Raw genomic sequence first — 19,481 nt, 5'->3', positions numbered from 1 at the left:
AAAGAGGGATTTGACATCCCCCCTTAAATCCCCTAATCCAAAATCAATGATCTCTTATATGAAAAGCGAGTCTTTTAAGATGAAAGCGTATGAACGTATTTATGTCGCCCTTGATACCACCGATGTGGAATATGCCGTTAAATTGGCAGAAAAGCTTAAGGGGCTCGTTGGTGGGATGAAGGTGGGGAAAGAATTTTTCACTGCCAATGGCCCGCAAGGCGTCAGTGCCATTCGTGATGTCGGCATGCCTGTTTTTCTGGATCTGAAATTTCATGATATCCCCAACACGGTGGCCTCTGCCATTCGTGCGGCAGGCCCGATTCAGCCGGAAATTATCAACGTTCATGCCCAAGGCGGGCCAGAAATGTTGAAACAAGCAGCCCTAGCGGGACGTGAGGCAGGTATTAATCTGACCATTGCGGTGACGATTTTGACGGCACTGGATCAAGATGATTTAACAGCAGTGGGGATTAACAATAGTGTTGAAGACCAGGTGGTCCGTCTTGCCAAGCTGACACAGGAAAATGGCTTGGACGGGGTGGTTTGTTCCGCCAAGGAAATTAAACCAATCCGTGAGGCTTGCGGGGCGGATTTCAAGCTGATTGTGCCGGGTATCCGTCCGGCCTGGGCGGCCAAGGGGGATCAAAAACGCATTATGACACCGGCAGATGCCGTGCGTGAAGGGGCCGATATTCTGGTGATTGGTCGCCCGATCACACAGGCTGAGGACCCGGTGGACGCAGCACGCAAAATTGCTGCGGAACTGGAAGGGTTATAATGGACGTTCCTGTTCACACGCTGGTGTTTGATGCGCTGGCCTTTATCCGTGAAAATGCCAAGGTTTTTCGCAAATATCTGTTCTTGCCGATTGTTTTTTCATTGGCGTCGCTGTTTTTGGTGGAAACCCCCGGCCTCGGGCTGGCTTTGGCAACGGTGTCCAATTCTTTGGCGATGGCTTTGTTAGGGGTGTCGGCGACGCGGTTTTATTTATTGCGTAATCCCGAAACAGTGGCTGATGGGGCCAATCGCCCCTTTGCCCGGTTCTTTTTTCTGACATTCTGTATGACTTTTTTGGGCCATATGGCCGAAGTTTTCACGCTGTTGCCCAAGGAATACCAAGGCGGGATGATGGTCTGGATGATTTTAGGTATCTGGATCAATCTGAAAATCTGTTTGGCTTTTCCTGCCATTGCCTTGGGCCATCCCGGTTCTGTCTGGGATAATGTCATCGCCTCTTTTGAATGGACCCGTGGTCATGGCTTTCGCATCGTGGCTGCTTTCCTGGTGTGTTACTGTCCTGTCATCTTTTTTACCATGATGTTGATGCAGGTGCCGGGCATGATGCCGGACCCCGACGATTTCTGGGCAAGTCTGCCGCAGATGGTCTTTTCTGATATTTTGATTGTCTTTTCCATGATGTGGTCGTCGGTGGTGTTGGCAAAACTGTATGAAACCATTGTATTGGGGCGCCCGGCGTCTAAATAGAACCTCATGGATATTAAAATAGAGGATAAATTGCCGATTTTGGCAACGGTCAACGGGGTGTATGCCGTTTTGATGCGCAATCCCATGGTCATGGTACGTGCCGGGCTTTTCCCTTTTGCGCTGGTTTTTTTGCTCAGCCTTTGGCAAACACCGCAGGAATGGGGACAGTCGGGCTATTATGGTTTGCGTGTTGTTGAATGGTTGCTGATCATTGGTTTGTGGACGTTTTATGCCGGGCAATTACAGCGCTTTGTCTTAAAAGGGGCAATGGCAGCGCAGGTTTCTTTTTTACCAAAGCTGAATGGCCGGGAATGGAAATATGCTCTGACTTCAAGCCTTGTGTTCCTTCCTTTAACAGGTTTTGCCTTTTGGTTTGACCAGCCTTTGTTTTTCCATCAGCCAGACTTATTGGTCATGGGCGGGATTACGGCGCTTGATGGGATCAGCGGGCATTTGTATGCCAGTTTGTTCCTGGGGTGGTTCACCCAATTGATGGCCTATAGCCTGCCTGCGATTGCCGAAGATGATCCGCGTTCGATCAAAAGTTTGCTGGCAGCTTCCTTTAGTGGATTACGCAAGGATTTTTCCCGCTTGTTTGCGGCTTCCATCTTGGTTGTGTTGCCGCTGTGGGGGCTGGTCTTTATCTTGCGTTTGATGCTGCATATGCCGTTTTTCACCCAAATGGCAATGGGGGATGAGGCTTCGGCACTGGCGTGGAATTTGATGTTCTTAGCCCTTGAAACCCTTAAGGTTTTTGTGGGTGGTGGATTGTTGGCCGTATTATGGGCCTTGGCTTATGGTCGTTGGAGAAAACGCGATGTCTGTTTTAGTTAAAATTTGTGGTCTTAAAACGCCGGAAGATGCCCATGTGGCTATTCAGGCGGGTGCTGACCTGCTGGGCTGTGTGTTTTTCCCGCCAAGTCCTCGCCATGTGGACCCGCACACCGCAGCTGAAGTCTTCGATATGATTGGCGATGCGGATGTGGAACGGGTTGGCCTGTTTGTTGATCCGACAGATGAGGAGCTAATGAACGTGATCCAACATGCCCGTCTGGACATTATCCAGCTTCATGGTCATGAAACGCCAGAGCGTGTGGAAGAGGTTCGTCTGAATTTTGGCCTGCCTGTGATGAAGGCCCTGCCCATTGAAACCCAGGAAGATGTAGAAGCCGCACGTGCTTATGACAGTGTGGCGGACCGTTTACTCTTTGATGCCAAACCGCCCAAGGGTGCGACGCGCCCCGGCGGCAATGCCATTGCTTTTGACTGGAACTTGTTGACCGATACAAAATGGAACGTGCCATGGTTGCTTGCCGGTGGATTAACGGTGGATAATGTGGCGGATGCGTTGGAACAAAGCGGGGCAGCGGGTGTGGATGTATCCAGTGGGGTTGAGGCTGAAAAAGGGGTGAAAAGTCCCGAGCTGATTGAAAAGTTTATTCAGGCGGCCAAGGGCTGATATTATCGTCGTCCTCGCGAATGCGGGGACCTCTTTCCAATAGATTCCTGCCTGCACAGGAATGACACCGTTTGAAAACGTCTTTTTCCTTTGCCAGCCCTTTTGTTCATGGGCTATAAGACATGCAAATTCTCACCGTTTGAAGTGAATGATCTGATGAATACACCCAATACATTTATGAGCGGCCCGGACGAAGATGGTCGTTTTGGCATTTTCGGGGGCCGTTTTGTGGCTGAAACCCTGATGCCTTTGATTCTGGATGTTGAAAAACATTTTAATGAAGTCAAGGATGACCCGGATTTTCAGGCCGAGGTTCAAGGCTATCTGAAACAATATGTTGGTCGCCCAAGCCCGCTGTATTTTGCCGAACGTTTCACTGAACATTGCGGTGGGGCCAAGGTTTATTTCAAACGTGAAGATTTGAACCATACCGGTGCGCACAAGATCAACAGCTGTATTGCGCAGATTTTGCTGGCACGACGCATGGGCAAAAAACGCATTATTGCCGAAACAGGTGCGGGCCAGCATGGGGTGGCAACGGCGACGGTTTGTGCGCTGTTCGGTCTGGACTGTACCATTTTCATGGGTGCAACCGATATTGAACGCCAACAGCCCAACGTCTTTCGCATGAAACTGCTGGGTGCAGAAGTTCGCCCGGTGACAGCTGGTTCTGGCACACTGAAAGATGCGATGAACGAAGCCCTGCGTGATTGGGTGGCAAATGTTCATGATACTTTTTATCTGATCGGGACGGTGGCTGGCCCACACCCTTATCCGGTGATGGTGCGCGAATTCCAAAAAATTATTGGCGAAGAAGTTCGCGAACAGATCATGGAACAAGAAGGCCGCTTGCCGGATGCTTTGGTGGCTTGTGTTGGTGGCGGCTCTAACGCCATGGGGCTGTTCTATCCGTTTTTGGATGATAAGGATGTGCGCATCATTGGTGTAGAAGCAGCCGGTCATGGCGTTGATACCGATGAACATGCCTGTTCACTGGCCGGGGGGCGCCCGGGTGTGTTGCATGGCAACCGCACTTATTTGCTGCAAGATGATGATGGTCAGATTAATGAGGCTCATTCCATTTCTGCTGGGTTGGATTATCCGGGCATCGGGCCGGAACACAGCTGGCTTTATGAACAGGGCCGGGTGGAATATCACCCGATCACCGACGATGAAGCGGTGGCGGCGTTCCAGCTTTGCACTAAGTTAGAAGGTATTATCCCGGCGCTGGAATCTTCCCATGCCTTGGCTGAGGCTGAGAAAATGGCGAAGCAAATGGGCAAGGATGAAATCCTTGTGGTCAATATGTCCGGTCGTGGTGATAAAGACGTCAACACAATTGCCAAAGCGATGGGGACAGAACTATGAGCCAGACACGTCTTGGAAAACGCTTTGCTGATTTGAAAGCAGAAGGTCGTTCTGCACTGGTGACCTTTATTTCTGCGGGTGATCCGGATCTGGAAACATCAAAAAAACTGCTCGGCGGTATGGCCAATGCGGGTGCTGATGTGATTGAACTGGGCATGCCTTTTTCTGATCCTATGGCCGATGGCCCCGCGATCCAGCTCGGGTCCCAACGCGCACTGGCTGGGGGTATGACGCTTAAGGGCGTACTTGCCATGGTGCGTGAATTTCGCGAAGGCGATAATGATACACCGATCGTGTTGATGGGCTATTTCAACCCGGTTTATTCTTATGGGGTGGAGCCGTTTTTGGCTGATGCCAAAGAGGCAGGTGTCGATGGCTTTATCATTGTGGACCTGCCGCCAGAAGAAGAACGCGAATTTGCCGTTCCGGCTCAAGAGGCAGGGTTGGACTTTATCTATCTGACCACACCGACAGCAGATGATGCCCGTTTACAAAAGATTACATCCAAAGCCAGCGGTTTCATTTATTATGTGTCCATCACCGGGGTGACAGGCACGGCATCGGCACAGACATCTGATGTGGATGCTGCTGTAAACACTATTCGCAAACATACAGACTTGCCCGTTGCCATCGGTTTTGGCATTAACACACCGGATCAGGCCAAAACCATGGCTGGCATCAGTGATGCCGCTGTTGTTGGGTCTGCGATTGTAAAGCGCATTGCGGATAATCTGGATGAAAACGGTAAGGCCAAAGACGGTTTGGTGGATGCTGTACTGTCTTATGTGAATGATTTAGCCCAAGGCGTTCGCGCCGCTAAATAAGGAAGATGAAATGAACTGGTTAACAAACTACGTCAAACCGAAACTGCGTGATTTGGTCCGCCAAAAGGAAATCCCGGATAACCTTTGGCATAAATGTACCAAATGCGGTCAGATGATCTTCCATCGTGATCTGGATAAGAACCATCAGGTCTGTCAACATTGCGGCCATCACATGCGCCTGAGCGTGACAAAACGTTTGGAGCTGCTGTTTGATGAGGGGGAATACACCCGTGCAGAACTGCCGGATGTTCCCAGTGACCCGCTGAAATTTACAGACCGTCGCAAATATAAGGACCGCATCAAAGAAGCCAATGCCAAGACCAAGGAAGAAGATGCCTTGATCGTGGCCCATGGTAAGATGGGGGGGCAAAATGTGGTGATTGCGGCCTTTAACTTTGCCTATATGGGCGGATCCATGGGGACAGCCGTGGGGGAAGGTCTGGTTGCGGCCTCTAAGCTTGCCATCGTTCAGGATGCAGCCTTGATTGTGGTTCCGGCTTCTGGTGGGGCGCGCATGCAGGAAGGGATTTTATCTTTGATGCAAATGGCGCGCACGACCATTGGTGTAGAACGTGTTAAAGAAGCGGGCCTGCCGTATATCGTTGTTTTGACAGACCCGACAACAGGTGGGGTATCTGCCTCTTTTGCCATGCTTGGTGATGTGGCGATTGCAGAAAGCGGGGCGGTCATCGGTTTTGCCGGGCGTCGCGTGATTGAACAAACCATTCGTGAGCAGCTGCCTGATGATTTCCAGACGGCGGAATATCTCTATGAGCATGGCATGGTTGATATGGTGGTGCGCCGTCATGAGCTGCGCCCGACCTTGATTAATGTCTTGAGTTTGTTGCGCAATACCAAGCCTGCTGCCGATGTGGTTGAACTATCTAGCGAAGATAGCCCGGTTGAGAGCGAAGTGGTTGATAACATCAATGATATCCCGCCACCGCCAGACATCCGCCGCCCTGATGGTGCCCCGATTAGTGAAGAGACACCCGCGGATAAACCCAAGAAAGATGAGGAGACTCCCGCTGAGTAGCAGTCAGCTCCTCAAGGATGTGGAGAAACTCCACACCAAGGACATTGATTTGGGCCTGGATCGTTTTCAGGCCCTTTTGTCGCGTCTGGATAACCCACAGGATAAAATTCCACCGATCATTCATGTCGCAGGGACCAATGGCAAAGGCTCCACCATTGCTTTTTTGCGTAGCCTGTTTGAAACCGCAGGCTATCGTGTCCACAGTTTTACCTCCCCGCATCTTATTCGCCCCCATGAATGTATCAATCTGGATGGCGAAGATATTTCAGAAGAGTTCTTCAAAGAGCTTTTGGAAGAAACCATCAATGCCAATGACGGTGCGGCTCTGACGGTTTTTGAAGCCATTACAGCAGCAGCCTTTCTTGCCTTTTCACGTAGCCGAGGCCATATCGTGTTGCTGGAGACAGGCTTGGGCGGTTTGGGCGATACCACCAATGTGGTGGCAAAACCGCTCCTGACGGTGCTGACGCCGATTTCTTATGATCACATGGAATTCTTAGGGAAGTCTTTGGGCGAAATTGCAGCCCATAAGGCGGGGATCCTGAAACCCGATGTGCCCTGCGTGATGGCAAAACAGGATGAAGAAGCATATCAGTCTATCCGAGAAAAAGCCAAAGAGTTAGATATTGCCTGGTATCGTGAGGGCCGGGAATGGTTTGTCAAGAAAGCAGGCAAGCAGATGATTTTTGAAGGCTGGGACGGTGATAGCGCTTGGCCGCGCCCAGGGTTAAGCGGGGATCATCAAATCAGCAATGCTGGACTGGCACTGGCTTGCCTTGAAGCTTTGAAAGCAACGTATCATTTTCCCAATGAAGTGATTTTGAACGGCTTGCAGTCGGTTCACTGGCCGGGGCGTTTGGAACAGGTTGAAACGGCCCAGTTGCTGGCTGAAGGGTGGGAGCTGTGGCTGGATGGCGGTCATAATGAATCGGCGGCCCAAGCTTTGAGAAGCCAAATTAAAAAATGGAATGACAAGCCGCTTTATCTGGTGATGGGGATGATGAAACGCAAAGATAGCAAGGCATTCCTGTCCCATATTGCCGGGTTGGCCGATCATGTTTATACCGTGCCCATTGATAACCAGCCCTCTAAAAAACCGGAAAAGCTTGCCAATCAGGTTTTGGATGCAGGGGGAAATGCCACAGCATGTGAAGACTTGTCTTTGGCCTTTGAATTGATTAAGGCTGAATGCGACAAGCCGGGGCGTGTGCTGGTGTGTGGGTCGCTTTATCTTCTCGGAACATTTTATGACTAATATATATTGCCCTGCGGTGCGTTATGCACAACTCGCCGCAGAGGCTCTTTCCTATCAGTTTGACTTAATTGATGAACATAGTGGCTATCTGTGTGAAATATCAAACGGGGATCGCAAAACATATATTGGTGGGGGCAGTGCCCACGGCTGGCCGTTAAATGGAGCTGTGGCGGCGGGGCTGGCAACAGACAAGGCATTTTGTGCCGATCTTTTAGAACGTGCTGGTATCGCGACACCGCGCTATCAAAAAGTTTTTTTGTCTTCACGCTATAAAGCCATTCGCAACCAAGGCTTTGATCTGGATGAGACCCCTTATTTCGATAGGTTCTCCCAAGGGGCGGAGAAAATTATCGTCAAGCCATTGAATGGGGCCTTGGGTGCCCATGTGAATGTTGCCTATAACAATGACGAGGTACGACGTTTTCTGAAAGCTATGGCAGCCAGGTTTGAAATTGCCTTGTTGCAAGAGTATGTTGAGGGAACGGAATATCGGGTTTTCGTTTTGGATGATGACATTAAATATAGTGTCAGTAAAAAATTCCCAACAATTACGGCGGATGGCAAGCAAACGGTTTCAGAACTTCTGAATGCTTATAATGACAGGATGTGGGGCTATGGTCTTGATCCTGTTAATCTGCAATCTGAACAGCTTGTGGCTGATCTTACCCAGATGGGGGCAACGCTTGAAACTGTCTTGGCGCACGGAACAGTGGTGACGCTGAGTTCACGGGCCAATCTCAGTGCCGGGGGGGATTATGACAATTTGTCCTTTGAGGTTGAGGATGCGCTGGCTTGTGTTGCCAAACAGGCTGCGCAGGCATTGGGCTTGCGTATTGCCGGTGTTGATATAATTCAATGCCATCAAACAGGACACTTATTTGTTTTGGAAATAAATGGCAATCCAGCTGTTACTGCTTTGGAAAAGGCCGGACATCTGGACTTGATTGTGTCCCTTTATAAAGAGGCGTTGCAAAAAGCATTAGAAGAATGAAGACCCACATAGAACAACTTGCAAACCTTCCCCAATATGGCGATGGCATTGGTTTTGTGCGCATGCAGGCGCTTTTGGACCGTTTGAACATTACCCCCAAGTGCGATATTTCCTTGATTGGTACAAATGGGAAAGGGTCAACCGCCCTTTATTGTACAGAGCTACTGAAACAAAAGAATTTAACGGTTGGTACCTATACCTCCCCCCATTTTCTGGAGCCAAATGAGCGTATTCGGATTAATGGTACGCCTATTGCCTTGACGCAATTGAATGACCTGATTGGAGAGGTCATGCAGGCCAGTCAGGTGATCGCAAAGGAAAAGGGATATACCTTTGTCCGCTTTGAAATTTTAACAGCAGCGGCCTGGCTTTGTTTTCAACGCCATGATGTTTCCTGCCAAATCATTGAAGCCGGGATCGGGGGGCGTTTGGATACAACCCGAATTGCGATGCCGAGATTGACCGTTTTGCCTTCTCTTGAGCTGGAACATACCTCTGTTTTGGGAACAAGCCTTGATCAAATTTTGGTGGAGAAAATCGCCATTACAGCCCCGAAAGGGTGCTGCCTTGCCAATCTGCCCCCAGAGACAAGGCTCGTCCAAACCGGAGGCCATATTGCGAAGATGGGCGGCTTTGACTGGCAGCTGTTAAAGACACGCTGGACAGAACTGTCTTTTGATTTGGCTAAGAATGAGGCCCGTGGTCTGTATGATGGTCAAGAGGTGCATCTGCGCCCGGCCCCAATTGGTCAATGGCAGATTGAGAACAGTGCGCTGGCAGTCACGGCTTGTGATCATCTCCTTCAACAAAGACAAATGACACGGCTGAGCCAAAATGAAATTGATTGTGCCTTGTCTCAAACCCAGATTCCCGGACGGGGGGAAGTGGTACATGACAGCCCAAAATTCATTGTGGAATCGGCCCATACGCCTTGTGCGATGAAAGAAGTGGTCAGCTATATTAACGCCACCTATCAACCCGATGAGTTTATTGTTTTATGTGGCATTTCAAAACCAAAAGCGGTTGTTGAAATTGTACAGGAACTATCTGAGCTTCCTGTTGATTTTTATGTCACCACGTCTCTACGTGGGGGCGAGCAAGGAGAAATCATTGCGGGATATTTTAGGGAACAGGGCAAGGAGACAAGCCTGATCCCTGATATTTATTCAGCGGTGCAACAGGTCAAAGACATTGCACAGCGTGAGCAAAAAACAGTTTTTGTTTTGGGAAGTCTGTTTTTCAGTGCTGATGTAACCCGTATTCTTAAGGGGATTTCACCTGATGATGCTGTTTATCTTTAATCGCGTCGGGCTTGAAAGAAACCGTAAAGCCCCAGCAAAAGGATAAAAGGAATAAAGCCGAGAAGAATCACATATTCGATTAATTCCTTAAGCGTCATATTTTTTGCGGGTGTTTTGTCCCAGATTAAGGCGCTGTCTGAGATTGTGAAGGCCAATGTCAGCAAGGCAACAGGCACGCCGACAATCGTCATGATTTGTAAAATTCGATTGGTTTGGCTTTGAGCAATGTCGGCCCGTAACTTTTCCACCCGGTCAATATGCTGATCCAGCATTTGCATGACGGATGCGGCTTGTTCAGCGACATTCCTCAGGTTTGTTTGTTCAATTGCCTGCTGGTTGGCGGTTTTCCAGGCGTCAAAATTCGATATATTGCCGCTGAGGTGTAATCGGTGAATATCAATGAGTTTCTGGCGGATACGGTTTTGTGCACGGGCTGCCTCACGATATCCTTTCACCGTTTCATGGGCTTCAACAACGGAGATTTGGCGGTTGATCCGCCAGTAGGTCAGCTTTCCCTGATACATCAATGTATAGGCAAAGAGCCACGGGGTTGGGTCTGTCTCTAAATGGGCAGCACTGTCATTTAATGTATAAATCTTCCAGCCTTGTTTTTTGCGACTATGTTCTAAACTGCCAAGCCCCCATTGATCACTGGATATGGCGTTGATCTGGTTTCGAAACTCAAGCGCCATCTTTGTACCGCTGGTGTGATTAATCTCAATAGGGGTTGGTGAGTGTACAATCAGGCTTAAAAACAGGTCCGGCGTACTATTGGGATCATCTGCCTTATCGCGTCCAAAGGTCAGCATGGCTTTTACAATTTTTAAGTCGGTGCCTAAAACGGATAGGGGCTGGTCATCCAGTCCTTCAAGGTGGATGGATTTTGTAAAAACCTCGCCCCATTTGATGCGATAGCCATATGTACATTGCTCAAGCTTCTGTTTGGCATAGTCTGGTTCGCTTTGAAAGAAAGCACAGGCTTGCGGGGACAGTTGGTCCCATGATGTACAAATAAATGCGTAATGGTCGTTCATTCTGAGCTTAGGCCCTAAATCACCATGATGTGATTGGTCTGTGATTGATCAAACGCGTAATCTTAACGGAACCATCACCTAAAATGGAAGTTAAGATGCGCATTGTTCTTATTCTTTTTGCCTTATTATGGTCTTTTCATGTTCAGGCTAATTCGCGTGTTCATGTGGTGGAACTGTTTACGTCCCAAGGCTGTTCCAGCTGTCCACCGGCTGATGCTTTTTTGGGGGAACTAGCGCTGCGCCCAGATGTTTTGGCTTTGGCCTATCATGTGGATTATTGGGACTATATTGGCTGGAAAGATATTTATGCGAAATCAGAATTTTCTGATCGCCAGCGTCAATATGCCCGCCAGTTTGAGTTGCGTTATGTCTATACGCCGCAAATGATTGTGGATGGAACCTATCAAGACAGCGGTAATCGTCGTCGCAATATTGTGCGGGCAATTGGGCAGGGTAACACACCGGGCGTTGACGTTTCCCTCGTTGTTCGAGACGGAAGCCTGCATATCAAAAGCAATCATAATGATCATGCAGAAGTTTTTTATGTACGTTACCTGAAAGAGACAGAAACCAAGGTGCGCCGAGGTGAAAACAGGGGGAAAACTTTGACCGATTATCACATTGTGACTGATTTGGTGCCTATTGGGAAATGGTCAGGTGGACCTGCGCAATTTGACTTAACAAATAGAAGACTGAAAGAAAACCAAGGCCATGCCATCTTTTTACAACGTACCTCAGATATGAAAATCATTGCGGTGTTGAAGCTATAAAAAAAGCGCCATTCCCAACTTGTCTGGGAATGGCGCTTTTAAAAAGGTAGATGGGTTCCTTACACCAGTCCTTTTTCCATCGCACTTGTCATGCGACGGGCAAAGGCGGTCATGTCCGGGATGGTTTCGCCTTCAATGATGCGCGCTTGATCCAGCAACAAATGGGCAGCATCGTCCAATGTGGCATTTGTGCCCTCAGCAGACAGGTCGACCAGCTTTTTGATCAGGCTGTGGGTCGGGTTGACTTCCAAAATCGGTGCTTCATCCGGCACGGCCTGACCATGTTGTTTGAGCATACGTTGTAAGTTACGATCCATGGCACTGTCAGAAGCCACGATACAAACTGCACTATCTGTCAGGCGGTCTGTGGAACGGACTTCCTGAACCGATTCGCCAAGGGCCACCTTGAAGGCTGCGCACAGGCGGTCCACGCCGTCTTTATCTGCGCTGTCTTCTTTGGTTTCGTCTTCGCTCTCGCCATCCTTTTTGATTTTGGACAGGTCGGCCCCACCTTTGGTGATGGATTGGAAGTTTTTCTCTTCAAACTGACCAACGGCCGGAATCCAGAATTCATCAATAGGGTCGGTCATCAACAGAACTTCCACACCTTTGGCTTTAAAGCCTTCCAGCTGTGGGGAACGTTTCAGCGCATCGAGATCATCACCGGAAATATAGTAAATCTGGTCCTGACCTTCTTTCATGCGCTCCACATAATCAGCCAAGGATACCCAGTCATCCCCATTAGTGGATTTGAAACGGGCAAGGGCCAGACAGTCTTTTTGATGGGCGAAATCTTCGTAGATGCCTTCTTTCATCACCGCACCGAAGTTTTCCCAGAAAGATGCATAGCCTTCGGCATCTTTTTCAGCCTTTTTCTTCAGCTCGCCCAGAACCTTCTTGGTCAGGCCAGCTTTGATCTTGGCCAGCACCGGATTGTGTTGCAGCATTTCACGCGACACGTTGAGCGGCAGATCGCCACTGTCCACCACGCCGCGTACAAAACGCAGATATTGCGGGATGACTTCATCGCAATCATCTGTAATGAACACGCGGTTGACGTAAAGTTTCAGGTGGTTTTTGCGTTCCGGTGTGAACAGGTCCATGGGGCGTGAACCCGGAATGAACAACAAGTTGGTATATTCAATCACCCCTTCCACGCGGTTGTGCATGGTCAGCCACGGATCATCAAAGGCATGGGCCACATGGTGATAGAATTCTTTATATTGTTCTTCGGAAATATCGCTTTTGGAACGTGCCCAAATGGCAGAGGCGGAATTAAGCGTTTCTTCCTCTTCTTCACCCTTAAGGGTGACAGGAATATCAATATGATCAGAATAGGTGCGCACGATGGTGCGAATGCGCGTGTCTTCCAGGAACTCTTCCTGATCTTCGCGCATTTTCATGGTGATGGTTGTGCCGCGACCTTCGCGCTGACCATCGGAAATGGTGTAATTGCCTTCGCCATTGCTGACCCAGACCCAGGCTTTATCTTCACCAGCCTTGCGCGTGGTCACAGTCACTTCGCTGGCAACCATGAAGGAGGAATAGAAACCTACACCGAACTGGCCGATCAGGTTGACATCGGAATTGCCGGATTCTTCAGCCGCTTTTAAGAAAGCCTCTGTCCCTGATTTGGCAATGGTGCCCAGGTTATTAATCAGGTCTTCGTGATTCATACCGATGCCGTTATCAGTAATGGTCAGGGTCTTGGCCTCTTTATCAACAGCCAGTGAGATCTTGAATTCCGAATCCCCATCCAGCAGGGAAGAATCGGTTTGAGACTCATAACGCAACTTGTCGCACGCATCAGAGGCGTTGGAGATCAATTCGCGCAGGAAGATCTCTTTGTTACTGTAAAGTGAATGAGTAACGATATGCAGAAGCTTGCTGACTTCTGCCTGAAACGAAAGTTTTTCTTCAGTCATGGCTCTAATATAAATGTCCCTAGTTTTAAAATGGATGGAAGAGGATATGTTAGAAAATCACCGATCATGCAAGACCTTCTTGTAAAGAATCTGCAAAACATTGATCTCTTATGTTGCACTTCGATGAAGAAGAAGGTATGAGAAGAAAAGTTTTCATTGATCTTCGCACCATAAGGGGGCGAATCAGATCGCCATCTTGACAAAATAAATAGGGCTCGAGTTAAATGCAGTCTCCTTTGCAAATTGTTTTCCGCGACGTAGATCACTCTGATGCGGTTGAATCACGCATCCGCGAAAAAGTTGAAATGTTGGAAAAACACTCCGACAAGATCGTTGCTTGCCGCGTAACAGTCAGCGCGCCGCACAAAAGCAAGACAAAAGGTAACTTCTACGATATCCGCCTCGACATTACATTGCCGGGTGAAGAGATCGTTGTGAACAAAACACATAATGACGATCACTCTCACGAAGATGTATACGTGACAATCCGCGACGCATTTGATGCGGCGCGTCGTCAGATCAAAGAATGGGTTCAACGCAACCGTGGCGAAGTGAAAAACCACGGCGAAGCTGCCGTCGGCTAAGTGCCCTTGCGCTGATCAAAGAATTAAAAAGCCTGTGTCCGATAGGGATGCAGGCTTTTTTCTTTCCTGCAACATGCCTTATATTAACTTTACATAAAATAAGGAAGGCGGTAGGAATATTCTGTTTCGAAATAAAATATAAAACACAAAATATTTGTAATTGACTTTTAATTAACACGTATTATTGTGAATATAGATTTGCAGCAGGCGATTCGATTGAGCCTGCTTTGGTATAACCGCAGACTTGCAAACTTTAAGAGAATAGAAATGGCTTTTTATCAAGAGGACGTCTTAGAAGTTAAACACTGGAACGATACCTTGTTCAGCTTCAAAACCACACGTCCGGATGCACTGAAATTCGAGAACGGTCACTTTGTTATGATCGGCCTGGAAGTTGAAGGAAAGCCGTTAATGCGTGCCTATAGTATCGCCAGCCCGAACTACGCCGAACATCTTGAATTCTTCTCCATTAAAGTCCAGGATGGCCCGCTGACATCGCGTTTGCAGCATCTGAAAAAAGATGACAAGCTTCTGGTCAGTAAAAAGCCCGTCGGTACATTGGTGATTGATGATCTGACACCGGCCAAGAACCTCTATCTACTGGCAACAGGGACGGGCCTGGCACCGTTCCTGAGCATCATTCGTGATTTCAACACATATGAGCGCTTTGAAAAAGTAATCCTGTGTCATGGTGTGCGTTATGTGAATGAACTGGCCTATCAGGATTATATTATGAACGAGCTGCCCAACGATGAATATCTGGGCGAGATGGTGTCAAACCAGTTGATTTATTACCCGACTGTGACACGCGAACCCTATAAGAACCAGGGTCGCTTGACGCATTTGATTGAGAACGGCAAGCTGTGTGAAGACATCGGTCTGCCGCAATTGAATCCAGAAACAGACCGCGCCATGATTTGTGGCAGTCAGGTGATGAATGAAGATACCTGTGCGTTGCTGGATAAACTGGGCTTTCGTGCCTCGGAACATACCGGTGATGCGGCTGAGTATGTTTTAGAGCGTGCTTTCGTGGAACGCTGATCAAGATTTCAAAAAGAGGGTGGCCTGAACCCTTCCCCCCTTCATACCCCTCAGGTCACTCTTGACAACACCCCGTCACTCTTTGAGTTGGCGGGGTGTTTTTCTTGATAAGTTCCTCCGCTTCCTATATAAGGCAGTTCTAACGTTACTCTTGCTGGAATGTTGAATGTCTTTCACTGTAAACAGAATGATCAAGGCAATGCGTGCGGATATTTCTGCGCTGCTGTTGATTGCCTTTCTGTTTCAGTTGTTGACCCCTGTTGTCGTTCTGGCAGGTGAACGGTCTGAAATCAGTGATTTTGAAGCGCAGATGCGTGCCAGTATCTGCCGTGTTGATGTTTTAAACGCAGACGACCCGGCTAAAGCCCCTAGCCATACCGATGGTTTTGTGTGTGAGCTTTGCATTCTCTGTTCTATTGACACCCCTAAAGAGATCGACTTCCTTCCCGATGTCGTTTTTCACAATCCTCTAGACGGGCTCCCCCAGCTCTATGAAGGAATTGATGCAGAGCGTCTCTTAACGGCCTTGAAGGCCCGTCCCTCTGCTCCACGCGCCCCGCCCTTTCGTTAAGGTTTTCCCCTCTCTTATAGGTGAGAGGGCCTTAACTTTTTGCCACCTCTTTAAGGCGCATTTCATCTATGTGAGACCTAAGAAAAGAGGGGTGTGCTTCCCCTATGCACACCCCTCTTTTCTCAAAGATATTTAGGTCAAAATTAGAACTTGTACTTCAGACCCAAAGAAACGAAATCAACGTCTTCATCCTCGAATTTAAAGCGTTCGGCTTCAACACGCACGGTGAGATCTTGATAAATATTTGCTTCTAGACCTAAACCAAAAAAGGCATCAGTGCCGCTATCGTTTAAAGATGCACTACCAGCACTGCTGGTCACATTGGCATCTAAATCCCAACGATGCAGACCCAACTTCGCCATCGGGCGTAGCCATTTTGTAACGTTTACCCCAGCGGTTACTGCTGCCCCTAACGATTTGGCAGATGCAGAAATTTTTACGCCATCGGCTATTATGGCGTAGGTTGCACCCTTATAGTTAAAGTTATCCCCGTTGCTACCCGTTAAGACCGCTTCACCGAAATTGGCATAATGCGCTTCTATCCCAAAGAGCTGGTTAAGGTCGGCCCCGCCATAAAGTTTAAAACCAGTATCATCTTCATCCAGTTTTGCTGAGCCTGTTAGACCACTCACACCAGTATCAATACTGGCTTTACCAACAGCCCCGCCGACATAGAAGCGCGGACCCATCGTTTTATGATCATCAGCAAGAGCTTGGCCACCAATCATTGATGCAATCGCGCCTGCGATCAAATAACGCTGTATATTTTTCATAACATCATTCCATTAATTACATCTAAAAGATGTTTCTCAGGTTATAGGGAATGCGTCAATAAAATGTTTATGTATCCAATTATATTTCTTTTGATTGTGTCATTTAAGTCTGCCTTGCCTATCTTTTAAAACTGGGCCATTGTGTCGCCGTTATGCAGATTGACACATCACAACGCGCACGTATTTCTGCCGTGCTTGGCCCCACCAATACCGGAAAAACCTATCTCGCCCTTGAGCGTATGATGGCGCATGGCAGTGGCATTATTGGCTTTCCCTTGCGTCTGCTTGCGCGTGAAAACTATGATCGGGTTGTTAGTATTAAAGGCCCCCAGCAAGTGGCTCTGATCACAGGGGAAGAAAGAATCGTTCCGCCTCATGCGCGTTATTTTCTCTGCACCGTTGAATCTATGCCGTTGGAACGCGATGTGGATTTTATCGCCATTGATGAAATTCAACTGTGTTCGGACCCGGATCGGGGGCATATTTTTACGGATCGTTTGCTCAATGCCCGTGGACGTTCAGAAACCATGTTTATGGGGTCTCAGTCCATTGCCCCGCTGATCCGTCATTTGGTTGAGGGGGTGGAATTTGAAGAACGGCCACGCTTTTCCAAACTGACGTACAACGGGTCCAAAAAAATTACCCGCTTGCCTAATCGCAGTGCCATTGTGGCTTTTTCAGCTTCCGAAGTGTATTCCATTGCAGAACTCATCCGCCGCCAAAAAGGCGGGGCTGCTGTTGTGCTTGGCGCACTCTCGCCACGCACGCGCAATGCACAAGTGGGACTTTATCAAGAAGGCGAGGTTGATTATATCGTGGCAACGGATGCCATCGGTATGGGGCTGAATATGGATGTGGACCATGTGGCCTTTGCCTCCCTGTCCAAATTTGATGGTCATCAGATGCGTGGGCTTCAGGCCAGTGAGATGGCACAGATTGCCGGGCGTGCCGGGCGTTATATGCGCGATGGCACCTTTGGCGTGACAGCTGATTGTCCCATTATGGATCCAGAAATTGTGGATCGCCTTGAGGCTCATGAATTTGATCGTCTCGAACAGATTTATTGGCGCAATTCACGATTGCGTTTTACCTCGGTTGAGGTCTTGCAGATGGATTTGCGCAAGAGCCCGCAGACCCGTGGCTTGATCCGCCCACGTATTTGTGAAGATGAAATCACATTGGAGTTTCTGGCGAAAAATCCGGATGTGATGGCATTGGCCAAAAATCCGCAAGCCGTACAGTTGCTGTGGGAAGTTTGCCAAATCCCGGATTTTGCCAAGACCATGTCTGACAGTCATCCGCGTTTGTTGGGCCAAATCTTTATTCATCTGCGCACCAATAAAAATACCCTGCCTACCGATTGGGTAGCAGGCCATGTGCAGCGACTGGATCGCACCGATGGGGATATCGACACGCTGACCCAGCGTTTGTCCAATATCCGCACCTGGACCTATATTTCCCAGCGGGCGAAATGGCTGCGTGATCCTGAACACTGGCAGAATGTGACGCGCAGCATTGAAGATAAATTGTCCGATGCGCTGCATGAACAACTGACCAAACGATTTGTTGATCGCCGGACCTCAACGTTGATGAAAAAGCTCAAGGACCAGGATGATTTGCTTGCCGCAGTGACCAAATCCGGTGACGTGCTGGTGGAAGGTCATTTTGTTGGGCGCCTGGAAGGGTTCCATTTTGCTGCTGATGAAGCTGATAATGCCCATGCCAAACGGGCAGTCAATTCCGCTGCTTTGAAAGCCTTGCGTCAGGAAATGGAACGTCGGGTCACAGCTTTCGAAGAAGAAGGGGATGAGGCGTTTACGTTACGCGATGACGGGCGGGTTTTATGGCGGGATTATCCTTGTGCACGCCTGTTTAAAGGTCATGATATGTTGCACCCTCGTCTTGAATGTTTGCCCTTTGACCTGATTGATGAACCTTTGCGCCAACGGGTTAAGGTGCGCTTGGGCCGGTGGCTGGAAAATCATATCGGGAAAATATTTAAACCCCTGTTTGATCTGGAACGTGCCGACCTTAAAGGGGCGGCGCGTGGGCTTGTGTTTCAACTTCGTGAACATCTTGGTTCGATCCCACGCAAAAAGGTCAGTGAACTGGTCGGCCAGATTGATCAAAAGGTCCGTAAAATATTGCGCCAAAACGGTGTGATTATTGGTCGTCACACCATCTATTGTCCCAAACTGCTCAAGGCAGCAGCTATTCGTTTGCGTGCGGACCTTTGGGTTTTATTTTATCAGCCGGAAATTACACCAGTTTACCCCGGTGAGGGACTTATGTCTTTTGTGGCGGAAAAAGGCATGCCCGATGGGTTTTACCGGACATTGGGGTATCGTAATTTTAATGGCCGATGTGTGCGCATTGACATGGTGGAACGTATCGCTGATCTTGCGTGGGAGCGGACCAAGAAAGTTGCCAGCCTGATTGATGGGGATTTTACCTCTTTGGCGGGATGTTCTCATGAGGTGATGGCCGATATTCTGAAACGACTCGGCTATCATATTGAAAAGTCTGGCGATGACCTTAAAGTCAAACGCAAGAAGTCCCATATAAAAAAGAAGAAAACGATGAAAAAGAAACGCCCTGTGAAAATCAACGAAGATTCACCGTTTGCTCAATTAAAGAACTGGAAAGCATGACTAAAGAAGCCCCTGAAAGCTTACGTGTCGATAAATGGCTTTGGCACGCCCGATTTTTTAAAAGCCGCACCCTGGCCGCGAAATTTGTGACTTCCGGTAAATTACGCGTCAATGGCTCTTTGATTTCCAAGGCTCATGTCCAGCTTAAGTCCGAAGATGTTTTGACCTTCCCCCTTGGTCCGCATATCCGTCTGATCCGTGTCATCCAGATGGGACTACGCCGTGGTCCAGCGACGGAGGCCAGAACCCTTTATGAAGATCTGGACCCACCACAGCCCAAGGCGAAGAAACCCAAAGAGCCCAAGGTGGCCGAACGTGAACCGGGATCAGGTCGCCCAACCAAGCGTGAACGGCGCAAAATGGATCAATGGCGAACTGAGACAAAATAGGGAACAAAAAACCCGATGACGTTT

The 19,481-nt window shown here is 48.7% G+C and carries 19 protein-coding genes; 16 read left to right on the top strand and 3 right to left on the bottom strand.

Annotated elements, in window-relative coordinates; all coding sequences use genetic code 11:
* Positions 1–79: 79 nt before the first annotated feature.
* The 10 genes from pyrF to E4K71_RS14870 all read left to right on the top strand — a co-directional run bounded on the left by pyrF (position 80) and on the right by E4K71_RS14870 (position 9,719).
* The gene (pyrF, locus tag E4K71_RS14915) at positions 80–778 is read left to right on the top strand and encodes an orotidine-5'-phosphate decarboxylase (protein ID WP_135080972.1); all 699 of its coding nucleotides are present in this window, start codon (positions 80–82) and stop codon (positions 776–778) included.
* On the top strand, positions 778–1,485 hold the full coding sequence (locus E4K71_RS14910) for a hypothetical protein (protein ID WP_135080970.1): 708 nt from the start codon (positions 778–780) through the stop codon (positions 1,483–1,485). Before pyrF ends, E4K71_RS14910 begins: the two co-directional genes overlap by 1 nt.
* A 6-nt stretch (positions 1,486–1,491) precedes the next feature.
* Complete coding sequence (locus E4K71_RS14905; RefSeq protein ID WP_135080968.1) at positions 1,492–2,319, top strand: hypothetical protein; 828 nt, start codon at positions 1,492–1,494, stop codon at positions 2,317–2,319.
* A complete protein-coding gene (locus E4K71_RS14900) occupies positions 2,303–2,944 on the top strand; it encodes a phosphoribosylanthranilate isomerase (RefSeq protein ID WP_135080966.1) in 642 nt (213 codons plus the stop codon). Before E4K71_RS14905 ends, E4K71_RS14900 begins: the two co-directional genes overlap by 17 nt.
* A gap of 156 nt (positions 2,945–3,100) precedes the next feature.
* Positions 3,101–4,312, top strand: a complete 1,212-nt coding sequence (gene trpB, locus E4K71_RS14895; RefSeq protein WP_167730611.1) for a tryptophan synthase subunit beta — start codon at positions 3,101–3,103, stop codon at positions 4,310–4,312.
* A complete protein-coding gene (gene trpA / locus E4K71_RS14890) occupies positions 4,309–5,136 on the top strand; it encodes a tryptophan synthase subunit alpha (RefSeq protein ID WP_135080964.1) in 828 nt (275 codons plus the stop codon). Before trpB ends, trpA begins: the two co-directional genes overlap by 4 nt.
* 10 nt (positions 5,137–5,146) lie before the next feature.
* The gene (accD, locus tag E4K71_RS14885; RefSeq protein WP_135080962.1) at positions 5,147–6,172 is read left to right on the top strand and encodes an acetyl-CoA carboxylase, carboxyltransferase subunit beta; all 1,026 of its coding nucleotides are present in this window, start codon (positions 5,147–5,149) and stop codon (positions 6,170–6,172) included.
* Positions 6,150–7,427, top strand: a complete 1,278-nt coding sequence (locus E4K71_RS14880; RefSeq protein ID WP_167730609.1) for a folylpolyglutamate synthase/dihydrofolate synthase family protein — start codon at positions 6,150–6,152, stop codon at positions 7,425–7,427. The genes accD and E4K71_RS14880 overlap by 23 nt, the downstream gene beginning before the upstream one ends.
* Positions 7,420–8,418: an ATP-grasp domain-containing protein gene (locus E4K71_RS14875; RefSeq protein WP_135080958.1), complete on the top strand. Its 999-nt coding sequence runs from the start codon at positions 7,420–7,422 to the stop codon at positions 8,416–8,418. The genes E4K71_RS14880 and E4K71_RS14875 overlap by 8 nt, the downstream gene beginning before the upstream one ends.
* Positions 8,415–9,719, top strand: coding sequence for a hypothetical protein (locus tag E4K71_RS14870; RefSeq protein WP_135080956.1), 1,305 nt, complete (start codon positions 8,415–8,417; stop codon positions 9,717–9,719). Before E4K71_RS14875 ends, E4K71_RS14870 begins: the two co-directional genes overlap by 4 nt.
* Here E4K71_RS14870 and E4K71_RS14865 read toward each other — a convergent pair.
* Positions 9,716–10,753, bottom strand: a complete 1,038-nt coding sequence (locus E4K71_RS14865) for a hypothetical protein (RefSeq protein ID WP_135080954.1) — start codon at positions 10,751–10,753, stop codon at positions 9,716–9,718. The genes E4K71_RS14870 and E4K71_RS14865 overlap by 4 nt on opposite strands.
* Before the next feature lie 95 nt (positions 10,754–10,848).
* On the opposite strand from E4K71_RS14865, the gene E4K71_RS14860 reads away from it, so the two are divergent.
* Positions 10,849–11,523 (top strand): DUF1223 domain-containing protein, encoded by a 675-nt coding sequence (locus E4K71_RS14860; protein WP_167730607.1) that lies wholly within the window; start codon positions 10,849–10,851, stop codon positions 11,521–11,523.
* 59 nt (positions 11,524–11,582) lie between these two features.
* Here E4K71_RS14860 and htpG read toward each other — a convergent pair whose 3' ends face one another.
* On the bottom strand, positions 11,583–13,448 hold the full coding sequence (htpG, locus tag E4K71_RS14855; protein ID WP_135080950.1) for a molecular chaperone HtpG: 1,866 nt from the start codon (positions 13,446–13,448) through the stop codon (positions 11,583–11,585).
* A gap of 224 nt (positions 13,449–13,672) precedes the next feature.
* Here htpG and E4K71_RS14850 point away from each other — a divergent pair, with 224 nt between their 5' ends.
* The 3 genes from E4K71_RS14850 (at position 13,673) to E4K71_RS14840 (ending at position 15,644) form a co-directional block, all read left to right on the top strand.
* The gene (locus tag E4K71_RS14850; RefSeq protein WP_135080948.1) at positions 13,673–14,032 is read left to right on the top strand and encodes an HPF/RaiA family ribosome-associated protein; all 360 of its coding nucleotides are present in this window, start codon (positions 13,673–13,675) and stop codon (positions 14,030–14,032) included.
* A 267-nt stretch (positions 14,033–14,299) separates the two neighbouring features.
* Complete coding sequence (locus E4K71_RS14845; RefSeq protein WP_135080946.1) at positions 14,300–15,073, top strand: ferredoxin--NADP reductase; 774 nt, start codon at positions 14,300–14,302, stop codon at positions 15,071–15,073.
* A gap of 166 nt (positions 15,074–15,239) precedes the next feature.
* On the top strand, positions 15,240–15,644 hold the full coding sequence (locus E4K71_RS14840) for a hypothetical protein (RefSeq protein ID WP_135080944.1): 405 nt from the start codon (positions 15,240–15,242) through the stop codon (positions 15,642–15,644).
* A 143-nt stretch (positions 15,645–15,787) separates the two neighbouring features.
* Here E4K71_RS14840 and E4K71_RS14835 read toward each other — a convergent pair whose 3' ends face one another.
* Positions 15,788–16,417, bottom strand: coding sequence for an outer membrane beta-barrel protein (locus tag E4K71_RS14835; RefSeq protein WP_135080942.1), 630 nt, complete (start codon positions 16,415–16,417; stop codon positions 15,788–15,790).
* A 152-nt stretch (positions 16,418–16,569) separates the two neighbouring features.
* On the opposite strand from E4K71_RS14835, the gene E4K71_RS14830 reads away from it, so the two are divergent.
* Entirely contained in the window at positions 16,570–19,068 is a 2,499-nt protein-coding gene (locus E4K71_RS14830) for a helicase-related protein (RefSeq protein WP_135080940.1), read from the top strand.
* Positions 19,065–19,457 (top strand): RNA-binding S4 domain-containing protein, encoded by a 393-nt coding sequence (locus E4K71_RS14825; protein WP_135080938.1) that lies wholly within the window; start codon positions 19,065–19,067, stop codon positions 19,455–19,457. The genes E4K71_RS14830 and E4K71_RS14825 overlap by 4 nt, the downstream gene beginning before the upstream one ends.
* The last annotated feature ends 24 nt before the right edge of the window (positions 19,458–19,481 follow it).

This window comes from Terasakiella sp. SH-1 (assembly GCF_004564135.1).
In the GTDB taxonomy this organism is placed as follows: domain Bacteria; phylum Pseudomonadota; class Alphaproteobacteria; order Rhodospirillales; family Terasakiellaceae; genus Terasakiella.
Note: the sequence above shows the minus strand (reverse complement) of the source record. Positions and strands in the feature narration are given on the sequence as shown.